Here is a 14274-nt window from a genome sequence, read left to right as displayed (position 1 = left end):
GAAATATAATGGCAGAATTCCCATTTGAGATTTCCCCAATGTTTGAAGGAGAAAGAGTAAGAAAGGAAGGAATGTTTGTTGAACTCGGCGGCCCAAAGTCCCTTGGTCTCGAGCTTGTCCGTGCAAAGGCCATGGACGAGATTGAAGATGACAAGGTTACAATTATTGGTCCCGATCTCAAAGATATGGAAGAGGGCAAAACCTATCCCTGGGCAATGATCTTCAACATCGGCGGAGAACTTGTAGAGCCTGACCTTGAGTCTGTCGTCGAAAGACGTGTCCACGACTTCATAAACTACTGCCAGGGCATTATGCACCTGAACCAGAGGTACGACGTCTGGATGAGAGTTTCCAAGGATACAGCTGCAAAGATGGACTCCTTCAAGCCCTTCGGGCAGGCTGTCATGATGCTCTTCAAGACCGAACTTCCCTTTATCGAGAAGATGCAGGTGACCTTCTACACCGACCAGGCCGAAGTTGAGAAACAGCTGGCAGAAGCAAAAGAGATCTTCAAGGCAAGAGACGCCAGGACAAAGGACCTCCGCGATGAGGATGTCGATGTCTTCTACGGATGTACCCTCTGCCAGTCCTTTGCTCCGACCAACGTCTGTGTAGTTTCCCCTGACAGAGTTTCCCTCTGTGGTGCAATTAACTGGTTCGACGGCCGTGCAGCAGCAAAAGTAGACCCAGAAGGCCCACAGTTCGCAATTGCAAAGGGTGACCTTCTTGATGCCAATACAGGTGAGTACTCCGGTGTCAACGACATTGCTGTAAAGCTTTCCAGTGGCGAATTCAGCAAAATCAAACTCCACTCCTTCTTTGACTCCCCACACACTTCCTGTGGCTGCTTCGAAGTAGTCGGGTTCTACATCCCTGAAGTTGACGGTATTGGCTGGGTTAACAGAGAATACCAGGGAATGGCTCCTAATGGTATTGGTTTCTCAACCATGGCTGGCCAGACAGGCGGCGGAAAACAGATAGTAGGTTTCCTGGGTATCGGTGTTGCCTACTTCTATTCCCCCAAGTTCATCCAGGCTGACGGCGGCTGGAACAGAGTTGTCTGGCTCCCTGCCATGCTCAAGGAAAAGATTGCCGACACCATTCCTGAAGACCTCAAAGATAAGATTGCAACTGAGAACGATGCAACTGACATTGAGTCCCTGAAGGCTTTCCTGCAGGAGAAGAACCACCCTGTTGTTGCTACCTGGGCAGCTGCAGAAGAAGAGGAAGAAGAGGAAGAAGAGGAAGAAGCCGAAGAAACAGCTGTTGCAGCCGCTCCGATGATGATGCCTGCAGCTGGGTTCCAGATGCCTGCAATGGCTTCAATGCCAATGATGCCTGCTGGTAAAGCCGGTGGAATAAAGATCACCTTCAAGAATGCAAAGATCTCCATCGACAGAATGGTCATCAGCGAGAAGAAGGAATAAACGCAGTTTGGTGACGATACTTAATCGTCTGCAACGAAAAACAATCCAATGGGGTATTCTGTGACAAAAGTAATTGCAATAACGGGAAAAGGTGGGACTGGTAAAACAGCGGTAGCGGCTCTTCTGATCCGCTCCCTTTCCAAAAAGGGTAAGTTTCTGCTTGCAGTTGATGCTGATGCAGACACTAACCTGCCTGAAACCCTTGGCTGTGAGGACGTAAAAACAATCGGGGATGCAAAGGAGTATTTACAGGCTGAGATCACCAAACCAAGGCCTGACAACCCCGATATGAATAAAGAGTCCGTACTCAAAAGCAAGGTTTATGAGATCATCGAGGAAATGCCCGGATACGACCTGCTGGTCATGGGCCGTCCCGAAGGTTCAGGTTGTTACTGTTATGTAAACAACCTCCTCAGGGGCATCATGGATAAACTGATCGTGAATTATGATGTGGTTATCATTGATGCAGAGGCCGGTCTTGAGCATTTCAGCCGGAAGATTATCCGTGATATCGATGACCTTATTGTCGTAACAGATGCTTCTCGCAGGGGATTCAGGACTGCTGAAAGAATTCATGAACTTGTTGATGAGCTTGACTCAAACGTTGGTAAAATTCACGTTATTGCAAACAAGGTTACGGATGCTAACCGCGAAAAGCTTGTCAAACTGGCAGAGGATCTTAAACTCAATATGATAGGTATGATTCCTCTCGACCCTAAAATCGAGGAAATGGATATAAAAGGTATACCTCTCTTTGAAATCTCGGATGACTCGGTTGCTGCAATTGAAATTGAAAGTATTGTAAAAGAACTGGGATTCTAATCCCGTTTTCTTTTGAACGTTGCAGAACACAAGGAAAGAGATAAAGATTCCTTTGCCCGTTTTCCGGGCTTGAAATTTATTCAAAATAATGTGAAATAACGGAGCAGAGTTTACTTCTGCCCCATTTTTCTTTCCTCTAAGGAAGAATCCGGAAGTAAATTCTGTAATTTCTTTATTTATCTATTCACTCCTCAAAACGGAAAACTTACGTAAAAGGTGAGGTTTACATGGCAAAGAAAGTTAAGTTATCAGAAATGACAGACATGTTCAAGGATATGGAAATACTGTCCCTTGAAGGTGTGACCATTGAAGGTGACATTGAGCTTGATCTTAGTGGCCTCGGAGGCGGCTTTGACCCGATGCTTGCTGCTCTTCTCGGTCAGGAGAATGCAATACTTGCCCAGCACTTTGCACGGCTTGCTAACATGTTTGGCGTCCCTGTCGGCATTGGTGCCCCTGTTGCTGGTGCTCCTGGCGCTGCTCCTGGAATTTCCCCTGCTCTTGCAGCTCCCAAATTTAAGGATCTCATTCCTGCCAAGTTCGATGTTGCGAACATTGCCGAATGGACAAACCAGATTCAGGAAGTTCCAATCGGCAACACCTCTGCAGACGGCGGAAGCCGTGGCAAGAGAGTGCTGCTCGGTGGCGAGAAAGCCCTTCCTTTCTTCCCTGACGCTCCCATGCCCAACAGGAACCAGGTTACCATTGACGTTTTCGACATGAGACTGGGTCTTGCAAAAGCTGTCAAGGAGAACTACGACGATGTAATGGACAACCCTGGTGAATGGGCAAAGAAGAACGTTGAGAAATTCAACGCTGACATGATTACTATTCACCTTATTTCAACCGACCCTCTTATCAAGGACACCTCACCCAAAGATGCAGCTAAGACTGTAGAAGAAGTCCTTCAGGCTGTTGATGTGCCAATTGCAATCGGTGGGTCCGGTAACCCGCAGAAAGATCCTGAGGTTCTTGCTAAAGCTGCCGAAGTTGCCGAAGGCGAACGCTGCCTTATTGCATCTGCCAGCCTGAACCTTGACTATGCCAAGATTGCAGAAGCTGCAGTAAAGTACGACCACGATATCCTTTCCTGGACCCAGCTGGATATGAATGCCCAGAAGGAACTTAACAGGAAACTCATGAAGCAGTGCAACGTTCCAAGAGACAGGATTATCATGGACCCGACTACTGCCGCACTCGGTTATGGTCTTGATTATGCCTACACCAACATGGAGCGTATCCGTCTTGCAGCTCTTATGGGTGACGAGGAACTTACTTTCCCGATGTCCTCAGGTACTACCAACGCCTGGGGTGCCCGTGAGTCCTGGATGGTTAGCTCTCCCTTGAAGGAGGACTCTGACTGGGGTCCGAGAGAGTACAGAGGTCCTATCTGGGAAATCATTACAGGTCTTTCCCTTGCTATTGCAGGAAATGACCTCTTTATGATGATGCACCCGACTTCTGTTGCTGTCCTGAAACACATCACCCAGACCCTGTTTGGTTCCATTGAGGCAGAGCCTGTTGACATTAGCAACTGGATCGGAGCGGAGGTGTAAAACATGAAGATAAACAGCCCATTAGAAGCTTACAAGTACCTGCCGCAGACCAACTGTGGAGAATGTGGTGAAGCAACCTGTATGGCTTTTGCTTCCAAACTGATTGATAGGTCCGGGAAGACAACAGACTGCCTGCCTCTTATTAAGGAGAAGAAGTTTGCAAAGAAACTCGCAGAACTTGACAGGCTTCTTGCTCCTGAGATTCGTGAAGTTGTGATAGGTGTTGGCGATAGAGCAGTCAAGATTGGTGGTGACGATGTTCTTTACCGTCATAAACTGACCTTCTTCAACAAAACTAAGATGTTCTTTGATGTGACGGACACAATGGAAGATGCTGCCCTTGTTGATAGGGTAAAGAGCATTGCTAACTTCAAGAAGTTCTATGTCGGTCGCAACCTGCTTATTGACGGTGTAGCTATCAGGTCCGTGTCCAATGACCCTGCTAAGTTTTCTGCTGCTGTCAAGAAAGTTTCCGAGGTTGGCATCCCTATGATCTTCTGTTCCTTCAACCCTGCTGTTCTTAAAGCCGGCCTTGAAGCTGCAAAGGATGCCAACCCTCTGCTCTACGCTGCAAATAAGGATAACTGGAAGGAAGTAGGTGAGCTTGCTCTTGAATACAATGTTCCTGTAGTTGTTTCCGCTATTAATGACCTTGATACACTGAAGAGTCTTACAAAGACCTTTTCAGATGCAGGTGTTAAGAATATTGTGCTTGACCCTGGAACTTATCCTAGCGGGAAGGGTATGAAGGACAGCTTCACCAATTTCCTTAAGATCAGGAGAGCAGGTATTATGGGAGACACCGAGATTGCCTATCCTATTCTTGCTCTTCCGTTTACTGCCTGGATGTCCGGTATTTCCGATCCTGTGAGTGCTTCATACTGGGAAACCGCAATGGCTGCTGTGTTTACTATCCGTTATGGCGATGTTATGATTCTGCACAGCCTTGAGCCCTATGCTACTCTTCCTGAGGTTCACCTTGCCGAGACTATCTATACTGACCCGAGAACTCCTGTTGCTGTAGATTCCAAGATGTACAAGGTAGGAACTCCGGATGAGAATTCTCCAGTGCTTTTCACGACAAATTTCGCTTTGACTTATTATACAGTCGAGAGCGACCTTTCTTCAAACGGGATCAACTGCTATCTGCTTGCAGTTAACACCGATGGTATCGGTGTTGAAGCTGCGGTTGCCGGCGGCCAGTTGACTGCTGATAAAGTAAAGGATGCTTTTGAGAAGTCTGGCTTTGACCTCAAGACGGATGTTAACCACAATACTGTAATTACTCCTGGTCTTGCTGCTCGTTTGCAGGGTGACCTTGAGGATAAACTCGGTGCAAAGGTTCTTGTTGGTCCTATGGACTCTGGAAGACTCCCAGGCTTTATGGAAAAGAACTGGCCTCCGAAGAAATAATCAGGAACTCAATTTGAACATTAAATTCGAATATTAATATTCCGTGTCTTTTTGACACGGAATAAAGTTTATTAAAACCCTTTCAAGACATAGTTTCTTTTTTTCCGAATACATCCATTTAAAAATAGAATAAATTCATTTAAAAATCGAAAAAGGTCATTTAGAAGTCGAATAGATTTATTTAAAAGTGCAGGTTTATGAATGTTTTTGGAATTGATACTGTTTTTTGGAATCGATGCTAGTAGGACCTACAATTTATCCATTCTCCTAAGGCTTTACAATACCAGGTTTTAAGCCATATCATCTACGGATCAGAGCCGGATAGTCTATGTAGCCTCTCACACCTCCTGCGTAGAAGGTGGCTACATCCGGCCTGTTCAATGGCGCATTTTGCCTGAAGCGTTCTGGCAGGTCAGGATTGGCCAGGAACGGCACTCCGAAGGCGATCAGGTCGGCCTCTCCTTTTGCAATGGCCTCATTTCCGCTCTGAAGGCCATAGCCGCCGTTCAGTATGAAAGTCCTTTCGAAAATTTTGCGCAGCATAGGCCCAAGACGTGCTTCTGGTGGCACGAACCCAGACCGGCCTCCAATGGCCTCGATTAAATGAAGGTAGCCCAGGCCTATTTTGTTCAGCTCTTTGGTAAAATAAGAAAAGGTTTCCATTGGATTTACATCCGACATGGAATGTGCGATATTGTGAGGAGATATGCGATAGCCGACACGGTCATCGCCCCATACTTCAATAACGGCTTTCGTGACCTCAAGCGGCAGACGTGTTCTATTCTCAAGGTTTCCGCCGTAATTATCGGTTCGCTTGTTGGACCCGCTCCGCAGAAATTGGTCAAGCAGGTAGCCGTTAGCACCATGGATTTCCACACCATCGAAGCCTGCTTTTCTGGCATTCTCAGCCGCATGTCGAAACTGCTTGACGATGTCTGGTATCTCATCGGTCTCGAGAGCCCTGGGCATCGGAATTGGCTTTTTCCCATTTGGTGTGTGGACAAAGCCTTCAACGGGCAGTGCGGACGGCGCAACCGGTAAATCATCACCCAGAAAGTCGGAATGGGATACCCGTCCTACGTGCCAGAGCTGAATGAAAATCCTGCCTCCAACCTGATGGACGGCATCTGTCACTTTCTTCCAGCCGGCTACCTGTTCTTCAGAGTATATGCCCGGTGTATGCATGTAGCCCACTCCCTGAGGGCTAACCTGCGAGCCCTCGGTGATAATCATGCCGGCTGAAGCTCGCTGCACATAATATGTTACCGTCAGTGAGACCGGAACATCGGCATCCCCTGCACGGTTACGGGTCATCGGCGCCATTACCATGCGGTTTGGCAGTGTTAGATCTCCCATTCGATACTGTGAAAAAATGTCCTTGTGCCCTGCCATAATATTGTCTCCGTTAAGCCTGGTTGGTTGCTGGTTCGAGATTCTCCGATTTCAAAAGCTGCTCAAACCTCTCTGGGTTGAACCCGACAACTACAACATCGCCTATCCTTACAAACGGGAAGCCGATACGACCGGCTCCAGTCATCATCTCAACTGCAATTTTGTTTTGCTCGTTCTCGTTAGCGAGATCGTAATCGATGAAATCGAATGTTACGCCTCTGGTTCGAAAAAATTCCTTTGTTTTCTGGCACACCGGGCATGTGCTTATGGTGTACATTGATACTTTTGACATACGATCTCCGAATTCCATTATTAATTATGTTTCCTTCAATTTTTTCCGTTTATTTCAGGTAGTTAATACTCAATGAGCACATTGATGTCTCCACTCTTCTTGGATACGTTAACTAGCGTCTCGTACTCGACTCGCCTGAAACTCAGATCAGTAAGCGTGTTGCCGACCTTTACGTTGTTAAATTGCACGTTATCCAGCCATGAAGGCAAATGGGGCTTGTTAATGACAAGCCGGTTATTCAGGGCATCGGGAACTATGCCCAGGCTGGCAGTAAGCATAAACGGCATGGTTCCGGATGCCCAAGCCTGCGGACTACAGGCTACAGGATATTTTACAGGGATGCTGTACTCAGAGCGCGTCAGTCCACCGAAGCATTCCGGCAGACGGTAATACTCAAATGTCCTTGCTGCTTCATACATGCCTGTGAACAGTAGGGACATCTCATTGATGAACCCGTAATTTCTCAAGCCCATGGCAATTATTGCGTTTTCATGCGGCCAGACCGTACCGTTGTGGTACCCTAGCGGATTGTACCGCTGCTCTTTCGATGACAGAGTACGAATGCCCCATTCTGTGAACATATCTTCTTTGAAGATCCTGTTTACCAGGTATTTTACGTATTTTTGATCAATGATTCCTGTCCACAGGCATTGAGCCGGGTTCGACGATATCACATCGCATAAGCCTTCCGCATCCAGTGCCTGGGCGAAAAATTGCCTGTCTTTCATCCAGAACTCACGGTTGAACCTCTTTTTCAGTTCCCCGGCTTCCTTTTCAAGTCTGGCTGCTTCACTTTCTCGACCCAGCTTCCTGAACAAAGGTGCAAGACGTATTTTTGCCATATACACGTATCCCTGTACTTCGGCCACAGCAATCGGTTTTTTCGCCAGCGTGCCATCTGAACGGCTGATCGAGTCAGGTGAGTCCTTCCATCCCTGGTTGTAAATACCCAGTGGGGATTTTACCGCATAGTAGGCAAAGCCATCTCCTTTCATATTGGCGTACACATCGATCCATTTCAGGGCCTGGTCCATGTTGTCTTCCAGCTGCTTGACCAATTCGAGGTCCCCTGTCCAGTTCACGTATTCAGCCAAAAGAATCAGGAACAGGGGAGTTGCGTCGACAGTACCGTAATACGGTGTATGAGGTATCAGGTTCAGGTTGGCCAGTTCTCCCTGCCTCAGTTCGTGGAGCATTTTACCAGGCTCCTGATCCCTCCAATCATCTAATTTGTTGCTTTGGAATTTTGCGTTTACCAGCAGTGTGCTTTTTGCCAGCTTCGCCTCGAATGGCAATAGCTGGAGTGCCGAGATGACGCTATCCCGCCCGAATAATGTGTCATACCAGGGTACCCCTGCCGAATGGAACATGTCTCCTTTTAGGCTCATTCGCATCATATTCAGGTCGGCAAGCGAGCGCACCATGATGCTATTGAGAATGTTATTGCTGGTCGGTATGTTGTCGCAGCATTCGAGGGCCGTGATGTAGGACCTCATGATCTGGTTCATTCTCTGATCGGGGTTTTCCACTGGCCGTTCCGGCTCCTGGCCGGGTTTCATCTCCTCAACTGAGATCTCCACGTTTACAGTCTCTGACCCGTGAGGTTTTATCCTCAGCTCGAAGGTGCATTTTTTCCCTTCTACTCTCGTGGGCAGTGGATCAAATGTAATAATCGTGTTGCGACGATGCTTGTCCTCCCCCTTGTAGGATAAGTAAAGATTTTTACCATCATATCTGGCCGGCAACACTTTCGCAGCAGTCGGTGGAGATATGCCCCTGATTGTGAACATATCCTCAAAATCTGCGTCGAACTCAAAAGTCAGGTTCAATGTCACTGGGAATGTGTTGAAGTTCTGGATAGTATGGCAATGTCGGACGCAGCCCGGTATAATTGTTGTCAGGGTGCCAAGAAGCGTTTCTTTGGAGATAGTGGTACCTGTACAGTCCTTTAGTTCCGGATTAGTGACAATAAGCGTCGACCTGAAGCCTCTCTCGTCGCTGGATAGAACCTGCGTTGGAGGTATGTCCATGAGCCGTATGAGAAAACCACTCAGGTACCTGCAATCATGATAATAGAGGCCATACCCGTAATTTTCTTTAATGGGTATCTCGCCATTCTCTTGCATTACGAACGTCAGCTCATTGTCACGTATAACCAGCTCGTTGATAATGCTGTTGGAAAGGGTATGCTTCTTGTATATATCCCAAGCTTCGCGAATTCCCTCTCTTTCGGAAGACTCTAACATGAAAAATTCCTTACAATCCAGAGTTCAATTTTATAAGAGTTAAGTTTATTCAGGGTTTTATACAGTGGTTTTATACAGTGACTTTATAAAGTTGCTGCAGCTATCGGACGGTAACTCTCCCGAATAATCGGAAACACATCTTGCCCGTAGTCCTCGATGAACTTGTAATTGTTCCTGTTTTTCTCAGCGTTTGGCATCATCCCCCACTGTGCGACGCTTACAATTTTACCTTGAATCACTAAGTACGAGCTCCGGGCAGGAATTTATATGATAATTATTGTGGCATTTTTATTTAAACATTAGTAGCTTGCCTGACCTTGTCGGGTATTTAAATCACCAAATCACATTCGGAAAAGTAAAAAATGAGGTTTTGCAAAGGCAGCAATATTAAATTTGTAATGTACTGTACTATTTGGTATTGTGTGTATTTACAAACGGTTCCAGTACCAGAATCACTGATAATTGTCTTACTATAGCTGATTTTTTATTCAAAACTGGTTTGAACCAGAGCTTAGTGAGGATAAAAAAGATATTAATTTTCCAGTAGAGCAATTAACTTTCAACGAAGATGATATTTTTTATTTCTTGCATATTCATTATGATTTTATCATCGTAAACCGCTTCTGATCACGAAAAGTTTTCAAGTTCCGGTTAAAAAGAATCATATTTCCGTTTTACCATTTGCTTCACTATCAGTCATTTTCAACAAGGGATTTTTTTTACTCCATTCCGACATCGCCCCAAGAACAGGGAGGAGTGCCTTCCCGCGTTCTGTCAATGAATATTCTACCCTTGGTGGAACTTCCGCATAGACTTTTCTTTCAATGATCGCATGTTCCTCAAGTTTTCTGAGATGCGTTGTTATCGTTTTAGCGTTGATTCCATTCATTCTTTTTTGCAGTTCTGTATATCGTAGAGTACTTTCCCGTAAGTGCGAGATTATAAGGAGATTCCACTTACTTCCAAACACTTCAACATACTCTTCTACGTTGCATTTCGACTCTTTTTCAGATTTCACGTAAAATTCCCCAATACATACTTATTGGATACATTGTTACAAAAGTTATCCTAGTTAATATATTAATGTATAGGTAGAATATTAACATATAGGTAAAATGGACTCTAGAAGGTAATTTATGAATATAAACGTTGATTCTGATCTCTGTTCACAGTGCGGTGTATGCTCTAAGGTTTGCCCAATGGGTATTATCGATCCCGCAGATGAAGTACAGCTTCCTCGAGTACATGAGGGGATGGATGCAGTTTGTTTGTCCTGTGGGCACTGTGAAGCATTCTGTCCATCAGGAGCGCTTACGTTTACTGATATGGGAGATAAAACTCATGAAAGTGTAATCTCAAAAGGAGCGATCTCTCCAGAAAATCTTGGCCTTTTCCTCAAAAGCCGGCGTTCGATTCGGACATATAAACCCACAGAAGTACCTTACGCAACTATTGAGTCGATCTTAGATATTGTCCGGTACGCCCCCTCAGGTGGAAATTCTCAATTGGTTGAATGGCTTGTTATTCATGATCCCCGTGTTGTGCGAAATATTGCTGAGCAAACTATTGATTGGGAGAGGGAAGTAGCTAAGAGCAGTCTTCCCATGGCTCCCAGGGCTTCAGCGATGGTTGCGGCCTGGGACAAAGGAACTGATGTGATCTGTCGAGGGGCTCCGCATATAATTCTCGCTCTTATGGCTGAGGACAAAGTGATGGCAATGGGCGATGTAATTACTGGCGATGCAATTATTGCATTGACCCACTTCGAAATTGCAGCGCAAGCCTTTGGTATAGGAGCATGTTGGGCTAGAGTTCTCCTAATAGCATCTCAGAATCGGTCTTCTCTCCTTGAATATCTGAATCTACCTGAGGGACGGAGGATTGTAAATGCCATGCTCTTTGGATATCCTCAGTACGCGCCTCAATTTATTCCCAGGAGGAATCCCCCTCACGTTACATGGAGGTGATTTAAAATATGTTCAGAGAAATTGGAAGCGTTAGAAATGAAGCTGATGAGACATCACAAATCCTTTCACTTTTCAGAGACAGCATCAGTGGGATATTACTGAATGAATCTGAGTTCGTTTCTGCATACTTCAATTCAGAATACTCCCATTACCTTGTGGTACATACTCCATTAAAATATAAAGATCCTGAAAATAGAACAGAGTGGAACCTGCGGTTTTGCAGAGATGTCGGAGTTTCGGTTGTGGAACTTTTTACAATAAAAGCTGGTATAGCTTACGTAAAAGGTTTGATGGCAGTTAATGAATCCAAAATCTATGCAATCCTTCCCTTTACATCAATAGATGCAGAAAAAGCGGAAAAGGCAAGCTTTCCTGAAGATCAGATCTTCCGCGTGAGATCAAGAGTGCTTCCTGCTGTGCTTCGAGAAATAAAAGGAGATACGATTCTGGATATAGGCAGTGGTTTCGGAACACTCACTCTTGAGATTGCAAAAAATAATCCTGATTCAAAGGTCTACGGTATCGATATTCACGATTCTCATACCGATCAGGCACGAATGAATGCAGAGATCCTTGGTGTACGGAACCTGGAGTTTAAGACAGGCAGTGTATATTCACTTCCTTTTGAAAATAATTTTATGGATTCTGTTACCTGTTTTTACATGCTCCACCATCTTGAAGATTTAAAACTAGCCCTTATGGAAATCAAGAGAGTATTGAAAAAAGATGGGATATTAACCGTAGTAGAACCTCTCGAACATCAATATCACAACGGACCTCACCTTTCTGAAATCGAATGGAAAGAACTTTTTGAAAAAGCAGGCTTTTATGTGGAGACTCAAAGCTATGAAGGAGCAGTAGCTATGAAAGCCAAAAAGTAGGGATATTATTTTGGATCGTAGTTCAAACATTTAGGCTCGATGAAATTTGAAAAGAGGCCGGAGGGTTGGAATGAGATCTATGTTATATTGTTTGATTCTAATTTCTTCATTAATTGAGTATATCCTCAAATAAATTGATACAGTAAGGAGGGAATACTTTGGTTAAACAAATGCCAAAGTTGTTAGGCAAAAATTAAAAATATCAAGTGTGAGAGGAGTATTTTTGCAACACAACTACACACAACTATAATCAGCGTTGCATGAAACAATCTTAACACTCTATTTTAAAACTTAGTAAATATTATATATATCCAATTCTATTACTTATGGTGATAATTATAGAGAATATAAGTTTATCAGATGCTTTTAGGTATCCTTTTAAAAAACCAAAAAGACTTCTATATGCACTACTATTGCTTATTCCAATTTTTGGATGGCTTATACTCTTTGGTTATCTTGTAAGATTAATTAATGAATTTATTGAGGGTAGGTATGAAGGGCCAATTAAACTCAATATTATAGACGATATGAGTCTTGGATTTACTATCTTCTTGAAGTCTCTTCCCTTCATAATTGTGTACGTTATCGTAATTTCTGCGGTAAACTATTTCAGTGAAACCTTTGGAATTCTCCTCAATTTGCTACTTTCTGTCTTTGTAATTCCAATTCTGCAAGTTAACTTCTATAGGAAACAGACCATTAAATCTTACTTTGAGTTTGATGTCCTGAACATTGTTAAGGACAACCTCGGAAGTTATGTTGCAGTAATCCTGAAACAGTATGCACTTACGATTATCTTTTTAATTCTCTCAATTGTACTTATAGGCATACCGGCTTTGTTTTTTACAGGCACAATTTTCGTTGCAAATTTTTATGGAAAATATACTGAAGCAAAAAACATTTTTGTCTCAAAACCAGAATATGAAGATCAAGTGCCAGTCTAAATATGGAGATTCTCGACTGAGCAGTATTTCAAACGTTTAACAAAGAGCTGAAATTCAATGTATTAAAGAGGACTTCGATAAACCCAGCTTTTTGGCTAGTTGCTTATAATGGATATATAAGTTATAAGTAATATGTTGAAATCAGAGGTTTATCGAAGTCCTCTAAGTTCTGTAAGTTCTGATAGGAGTTATGCAGTTGAGCTGAAAAATGAAACAGCATCAAACCGGTAACTGTCTAAAACGTAGCTATAATCTACAGTCTTTTCGGTAATTGATTTTATTCTTCAAGTGCATAAGTCCTGAATCTTAACATTCTATTTTTAAAACTCCGTAAATATTATATACATGTCAGTTCTAGTACCTATGGTGATAATTATAGAGAATGTAAGTTTTTCAGATGCCTTTAGGTATCCTTTTAAAAGACCAAAAAGACTTATATATGCACTATTTTTGCTAATCCCGATTTTTGGATGGCTTATACTCTTTGGTTATCTTGCAAGATTGGTTAATGAATTTATTGAGGGTAGATATGAAGGGCCCATTAAACTCAATATTATGGATGATATGAGTCTTGGATTCACTATCTTCTTGAAGTCTCTTCCCTTCATAATTGTATATGTTATCCTAATTTCTGCTGTAAGCTATGTCAGTGAAACCATTGGAATTCTCCTCAATTTGTTACTTTCTTTCTTTATAATTCCAATTCTTCAGGTTAACTTCTATAGGAAACAGACCATTGAGTCTTACTTTGAGTTTGATATACTGAACATTGTTAAGGACAACCTCGGAAGTTATGTTGTGGCAATCTTGAAACAGTATGCACTTGCGATTATCTTTTTGGTTCTCTCAGTTGTACTTATAGGCATACCGGCTTTGATTTTTACAGGCGCAATTTTCACTGCAAATTTTTATGGAAAATGTACTGAAGCAAAAAATATTTTTGTCTCAAAACCAGAATATGAAGATCAGGTGCCAGTCTAAAGATAGAGATCCTTGGTTAGGCAGTATTTCAAACGTTTAACAAAGAGCTGAAAGGCATTATATCAATATTGTATAAATTGTATAAATTGTATAAATTGTATAAATTGTATAAATTGTATAAATTGTATAAATCTTAATAGGACTTACATAGTTGAACTGAAAAATCAACAGCATCAAACCGTTAACTGTCCAAAACGTAACATTATCTACAGTCCTTTCAGTAATTGATTTTGTTCCTCAAGTGCGTAAGTCCTATTGTTAGAAATTTTTCAATATTTTGCAGATTACAAAAAAGGCTTTATGCAGAAAACTATTTGTACCATAAAATCTAATTGACTGACTGTCAATCTACG

The 14274-nt window shown here is 43.3% G+C and carries 12 protein-coding genes and 1 pseudogene; 8 read left to right on the top strand and 5 right to left on the bottom strand.

All coding sequences use genetic code 11. The features are described from left to right. The first annotated feature begins 8 nt into the window (after nucleotides 1–8). From cdhC to acsC, 4 genes are all read left to right on the top strand, one after another. Complete coding sequence (gene cdhC, locus MSBR3_RS15925; RefSeq protein ID WP_048108943.1) at nucleotides 9–1427, top strand: CO dehydrogenase/CO-methylating acetyl-CoA synthase complex subunit beta; 1419 nt, start codon at nucleotides 9–11, stop codon at nucleotides 1425–1427. 60 nt (nucleotides 1428–1487) lie between these two features. After that, nucleotides 1488–2249 carry an ATP-binding protein gene (locus MSBR3_RS15920; protein ID WP_048108942.1) on the top strand — a complete coding sequence of 254 codons (762 nt, stop codon included), beginning with the start codon at nucleotides 1488–1490 and terminating at the stop codon, nucleotides 2247–2249. Nucleotides 2250–2476: 227 nt separating this feature from the next. Then, nucleotides 2477–3805 carry a CO dehydrogenase/acetyl-CoA synthase subunit delta gene (cdhD, locus tag MSBR3_RS15915; RefSeq protein ID WP_048108941.1) on the top strand — a complete coding sequence of 443 codons (1329 nt, stop codon included), beginning with the start codon at nucleotides 2477–2479 and terminating at the stop codon, nucleotides 3803–3805. Between the two features lie 3 nt (nucleotides 3806–3808). Then, the gene (acsC, locus tag MSBR3_RS15910; protein WP_048109151.1) at nucleotides 3809–5218 is read left to right on the top strand and encodes an acetyl-CoA decarbonylase/synthase complex subunit gamma; all 1410 of its coding nucleotides are present in this window, start codon (nucleotides 3809–3811) and stop codon (nucleotides 5216–5218) included. 300 nt (nucleotides 5219–5518) lie between these two features. Here the strand turns inward: acsC and MSBR3_RS15905 are convergent, their stop codons facing one another. The 5 genes and pseudogenes from MSBR3_RS15905 to MSBR3_RS15890 all read right to left on the bottom strand — a co-directional run bounded on the left by MSBR3_RS15905 (nucleotide 5519) and on the right by MSBR3_RS15890 (nucleotide 10166). After that, nucleotides 5519–6610 carry an alkene reductase gene (locus tag MSBR3_RS15905; protein ID WP_048109150.1) on the bottom strand — a complete coding sequence of 364 codons (1092 nt, stop codon included), beginning with the start codon at nucleotides 6608–6610 and terminating at the stop codon, nucleotides 5519–5521. Between the two features lie 13 nt (nucleotides 6611–6623). Continuing rightward, on the bottom strand, nucleotides 6624–6902 hold the full coding sequence (locus MSBR3_RS15900; RefSeq protein WP_048110630.1) for a glutaredoxin family protein: 279 nt from the start codon (nucleotides 6900–6902) through the stop codon (nucleotides 6624–6626). A gap of 62 nt (nucleotides 6903–6964) precedes the next feature. Further along, complete coding sequence (locus MSBR3_RS21190) at nucleotides 6965–8299, bottom strand: amylo-alpha-1,6-glucosidase (RefSeq protein WP_230628044.1); 1335 nt, start codon at nucleotides 8297–8299, stop codon at nucleotides 6965–6967. A gap of 240 nt (nucleotides 8300–8539) precedes the next feature. Next, nucleotides 8540–9028 (bottom strand): annotated as a pseudogene (locus tag MSBR3_RS21185) (glycogen debranching N-terminal domain-containing protein); the annotation flags it as partial. Nucleotides 9029–9809: 781 nt separating this feature from the next. Next, nucleotides 9810–10166: a winged helix-turn-helix transcriptional regulator gene (locus tag MSBR3_RS15890; protein ID WP_048109149.1), complete on the bottom strand. Its 357-nt coding sequence runs from the start codon at nucleotides 10164–10166 to the stop codon at nucleotides 9810–9812. A 118-nt stretch (nucleotides 10167–10284) separates the two neighbouring features. Between MSBR3_RS15890 and MSBR3_RS15885 the strand changes: the two genes are divergently transcribed. From MSBR3_RS15885 to MSBR3_RS15870, 4 genes are all read left to right on the top strand, one after another. Next, complete coding sequence (locus MSBR3_RS15885; RefSeq protein WP_048109148.1) at nucleotides 10285–11115, top strand: nitroreductase family protein; 831 nt, start codon at nucleotides 10285–10287, stop codon at nucleotides 11113–11115. Nucleotides 11116–11123: 8 nt separating this feature from the next. Next, nucleotides 11124–11996: a class I SAM-dependent methyltransferase gene (locus MSBR3_RS15880; protein ID WP_048109147.1), complete on the top strand. Its 873-nt coding sequence runs from the start codon at nucleotides 11124–11126 to the stop codon at nucleotides 11994–11996. A gap of 326 nt (nucleotides 11997–12322) precedes the next feature. Further along, a complete protein-coding gene (locus MSBR3_RS15875; RefSeq protein ID WP_155396838.1) occupies nucleotides 12323–12940 on the top strand; it encodes a DUF4013 domain-containing protein in 618 nt (205 codons plus the stop codon). A gap of 363 nt (nucleotides 12941–13303) precedes the next feature. Then, on the top strand, nucleotides 13304–13921 hold the full coding sequence (locus MSBR3_RS15870) for a DUF4013 domain-containing protein (RefSeq protein ID WP_080942340.1): 618 nt from the start codon (nucleotides 13304–13306) through the stop codon (nucleotides 13919–13921). Nucleotides 13922–14274 lie beyond the last annotated feature (353 nt).

The organism is Methanosarcina barkeri 3, from assembly GCF_000970305.1.
Lineage (GTDB): Archaea > Halobacteriota > Methanosarcinia > Methanosarcinales > Methanosarcinaceae > Methanosarcina > Methanosarcina barkeri_A.
Note: the sequence above shows the minus strand (reverse complement) of the source record. Positions and strands in the feature narration are given on the sequence as shown.

Bases quoted from the DNA above. Each gene is read 5' to 3' on its own strand.
- MSBR3_RS15875 (WP_155396838.1), top strand. From the start codon at position 12,323: ATGGTGATAATTATAGAGAATATAAGTTTATCAGATGCTTTTAGGTAT.
- MSBR3_RS15870 (WP_080942340.1), top strand. From the start codon at position 13,304: ATGGTGATAATTATAGAGAATGTAAGTTTTTCAGATGCCTTTAGGTAT.
- MSBR3_RS15900 (WP_048110630.1), bottom strand. From the start codon at position 6,902: ATGTCAAAAGTATCAATGTACACCATAAGCACATGCCCGGTGTGCCAG.
- MSBR3_RS21190 (WP_230628044.1), bottom strand. From the start codon at position 8,299: ATGATGCGAATGAGCCTAAAAGGAGACATGTTCCATTCGGCAGGGGTA.
- MSBR3_RS15905 (WP_048109150.1), bottom strand. From the start codon at position 6,610: ATGGCAGGGCACAAGGACATTTTTTCACAGTATCGAATGGGAGATCTA.
- acsC (WP_048109151.1), top strand. From the start codon at position 3,809: ATGAAGATAAACAGCCCATTAGAAGCTTACAAGTACCTGCCGCAGACC.
- MSBR3_RS15880 (WP_048109147.1), top strand. From the start codon at position 11,124: ATGTTCAGAGAAATTGGAAGCGTTAGAAATGAAGCTGATGAGACATCA.
- cdhC (WP_048108943.1), top strand. From the start codon at position 9: ATGGCAGAATTCCCATTTGAGATTTCCCCAATGTTTGAAGGAGAAAGA.
- cdhD (WP_048108941.1), top strand. From the start codon at position 2,477: ATGGCAAAGAAAGTTAAGTTATCAGAAATGACAGACATGTTCAAGGAT.
- MSBR3_RS15885 (WP_048109148.1), top strand. From the start codon at position 10,285: ATGAATATAAACGTTGATTCTGATCTCTGTTCACAGTGCGGTGTATGC.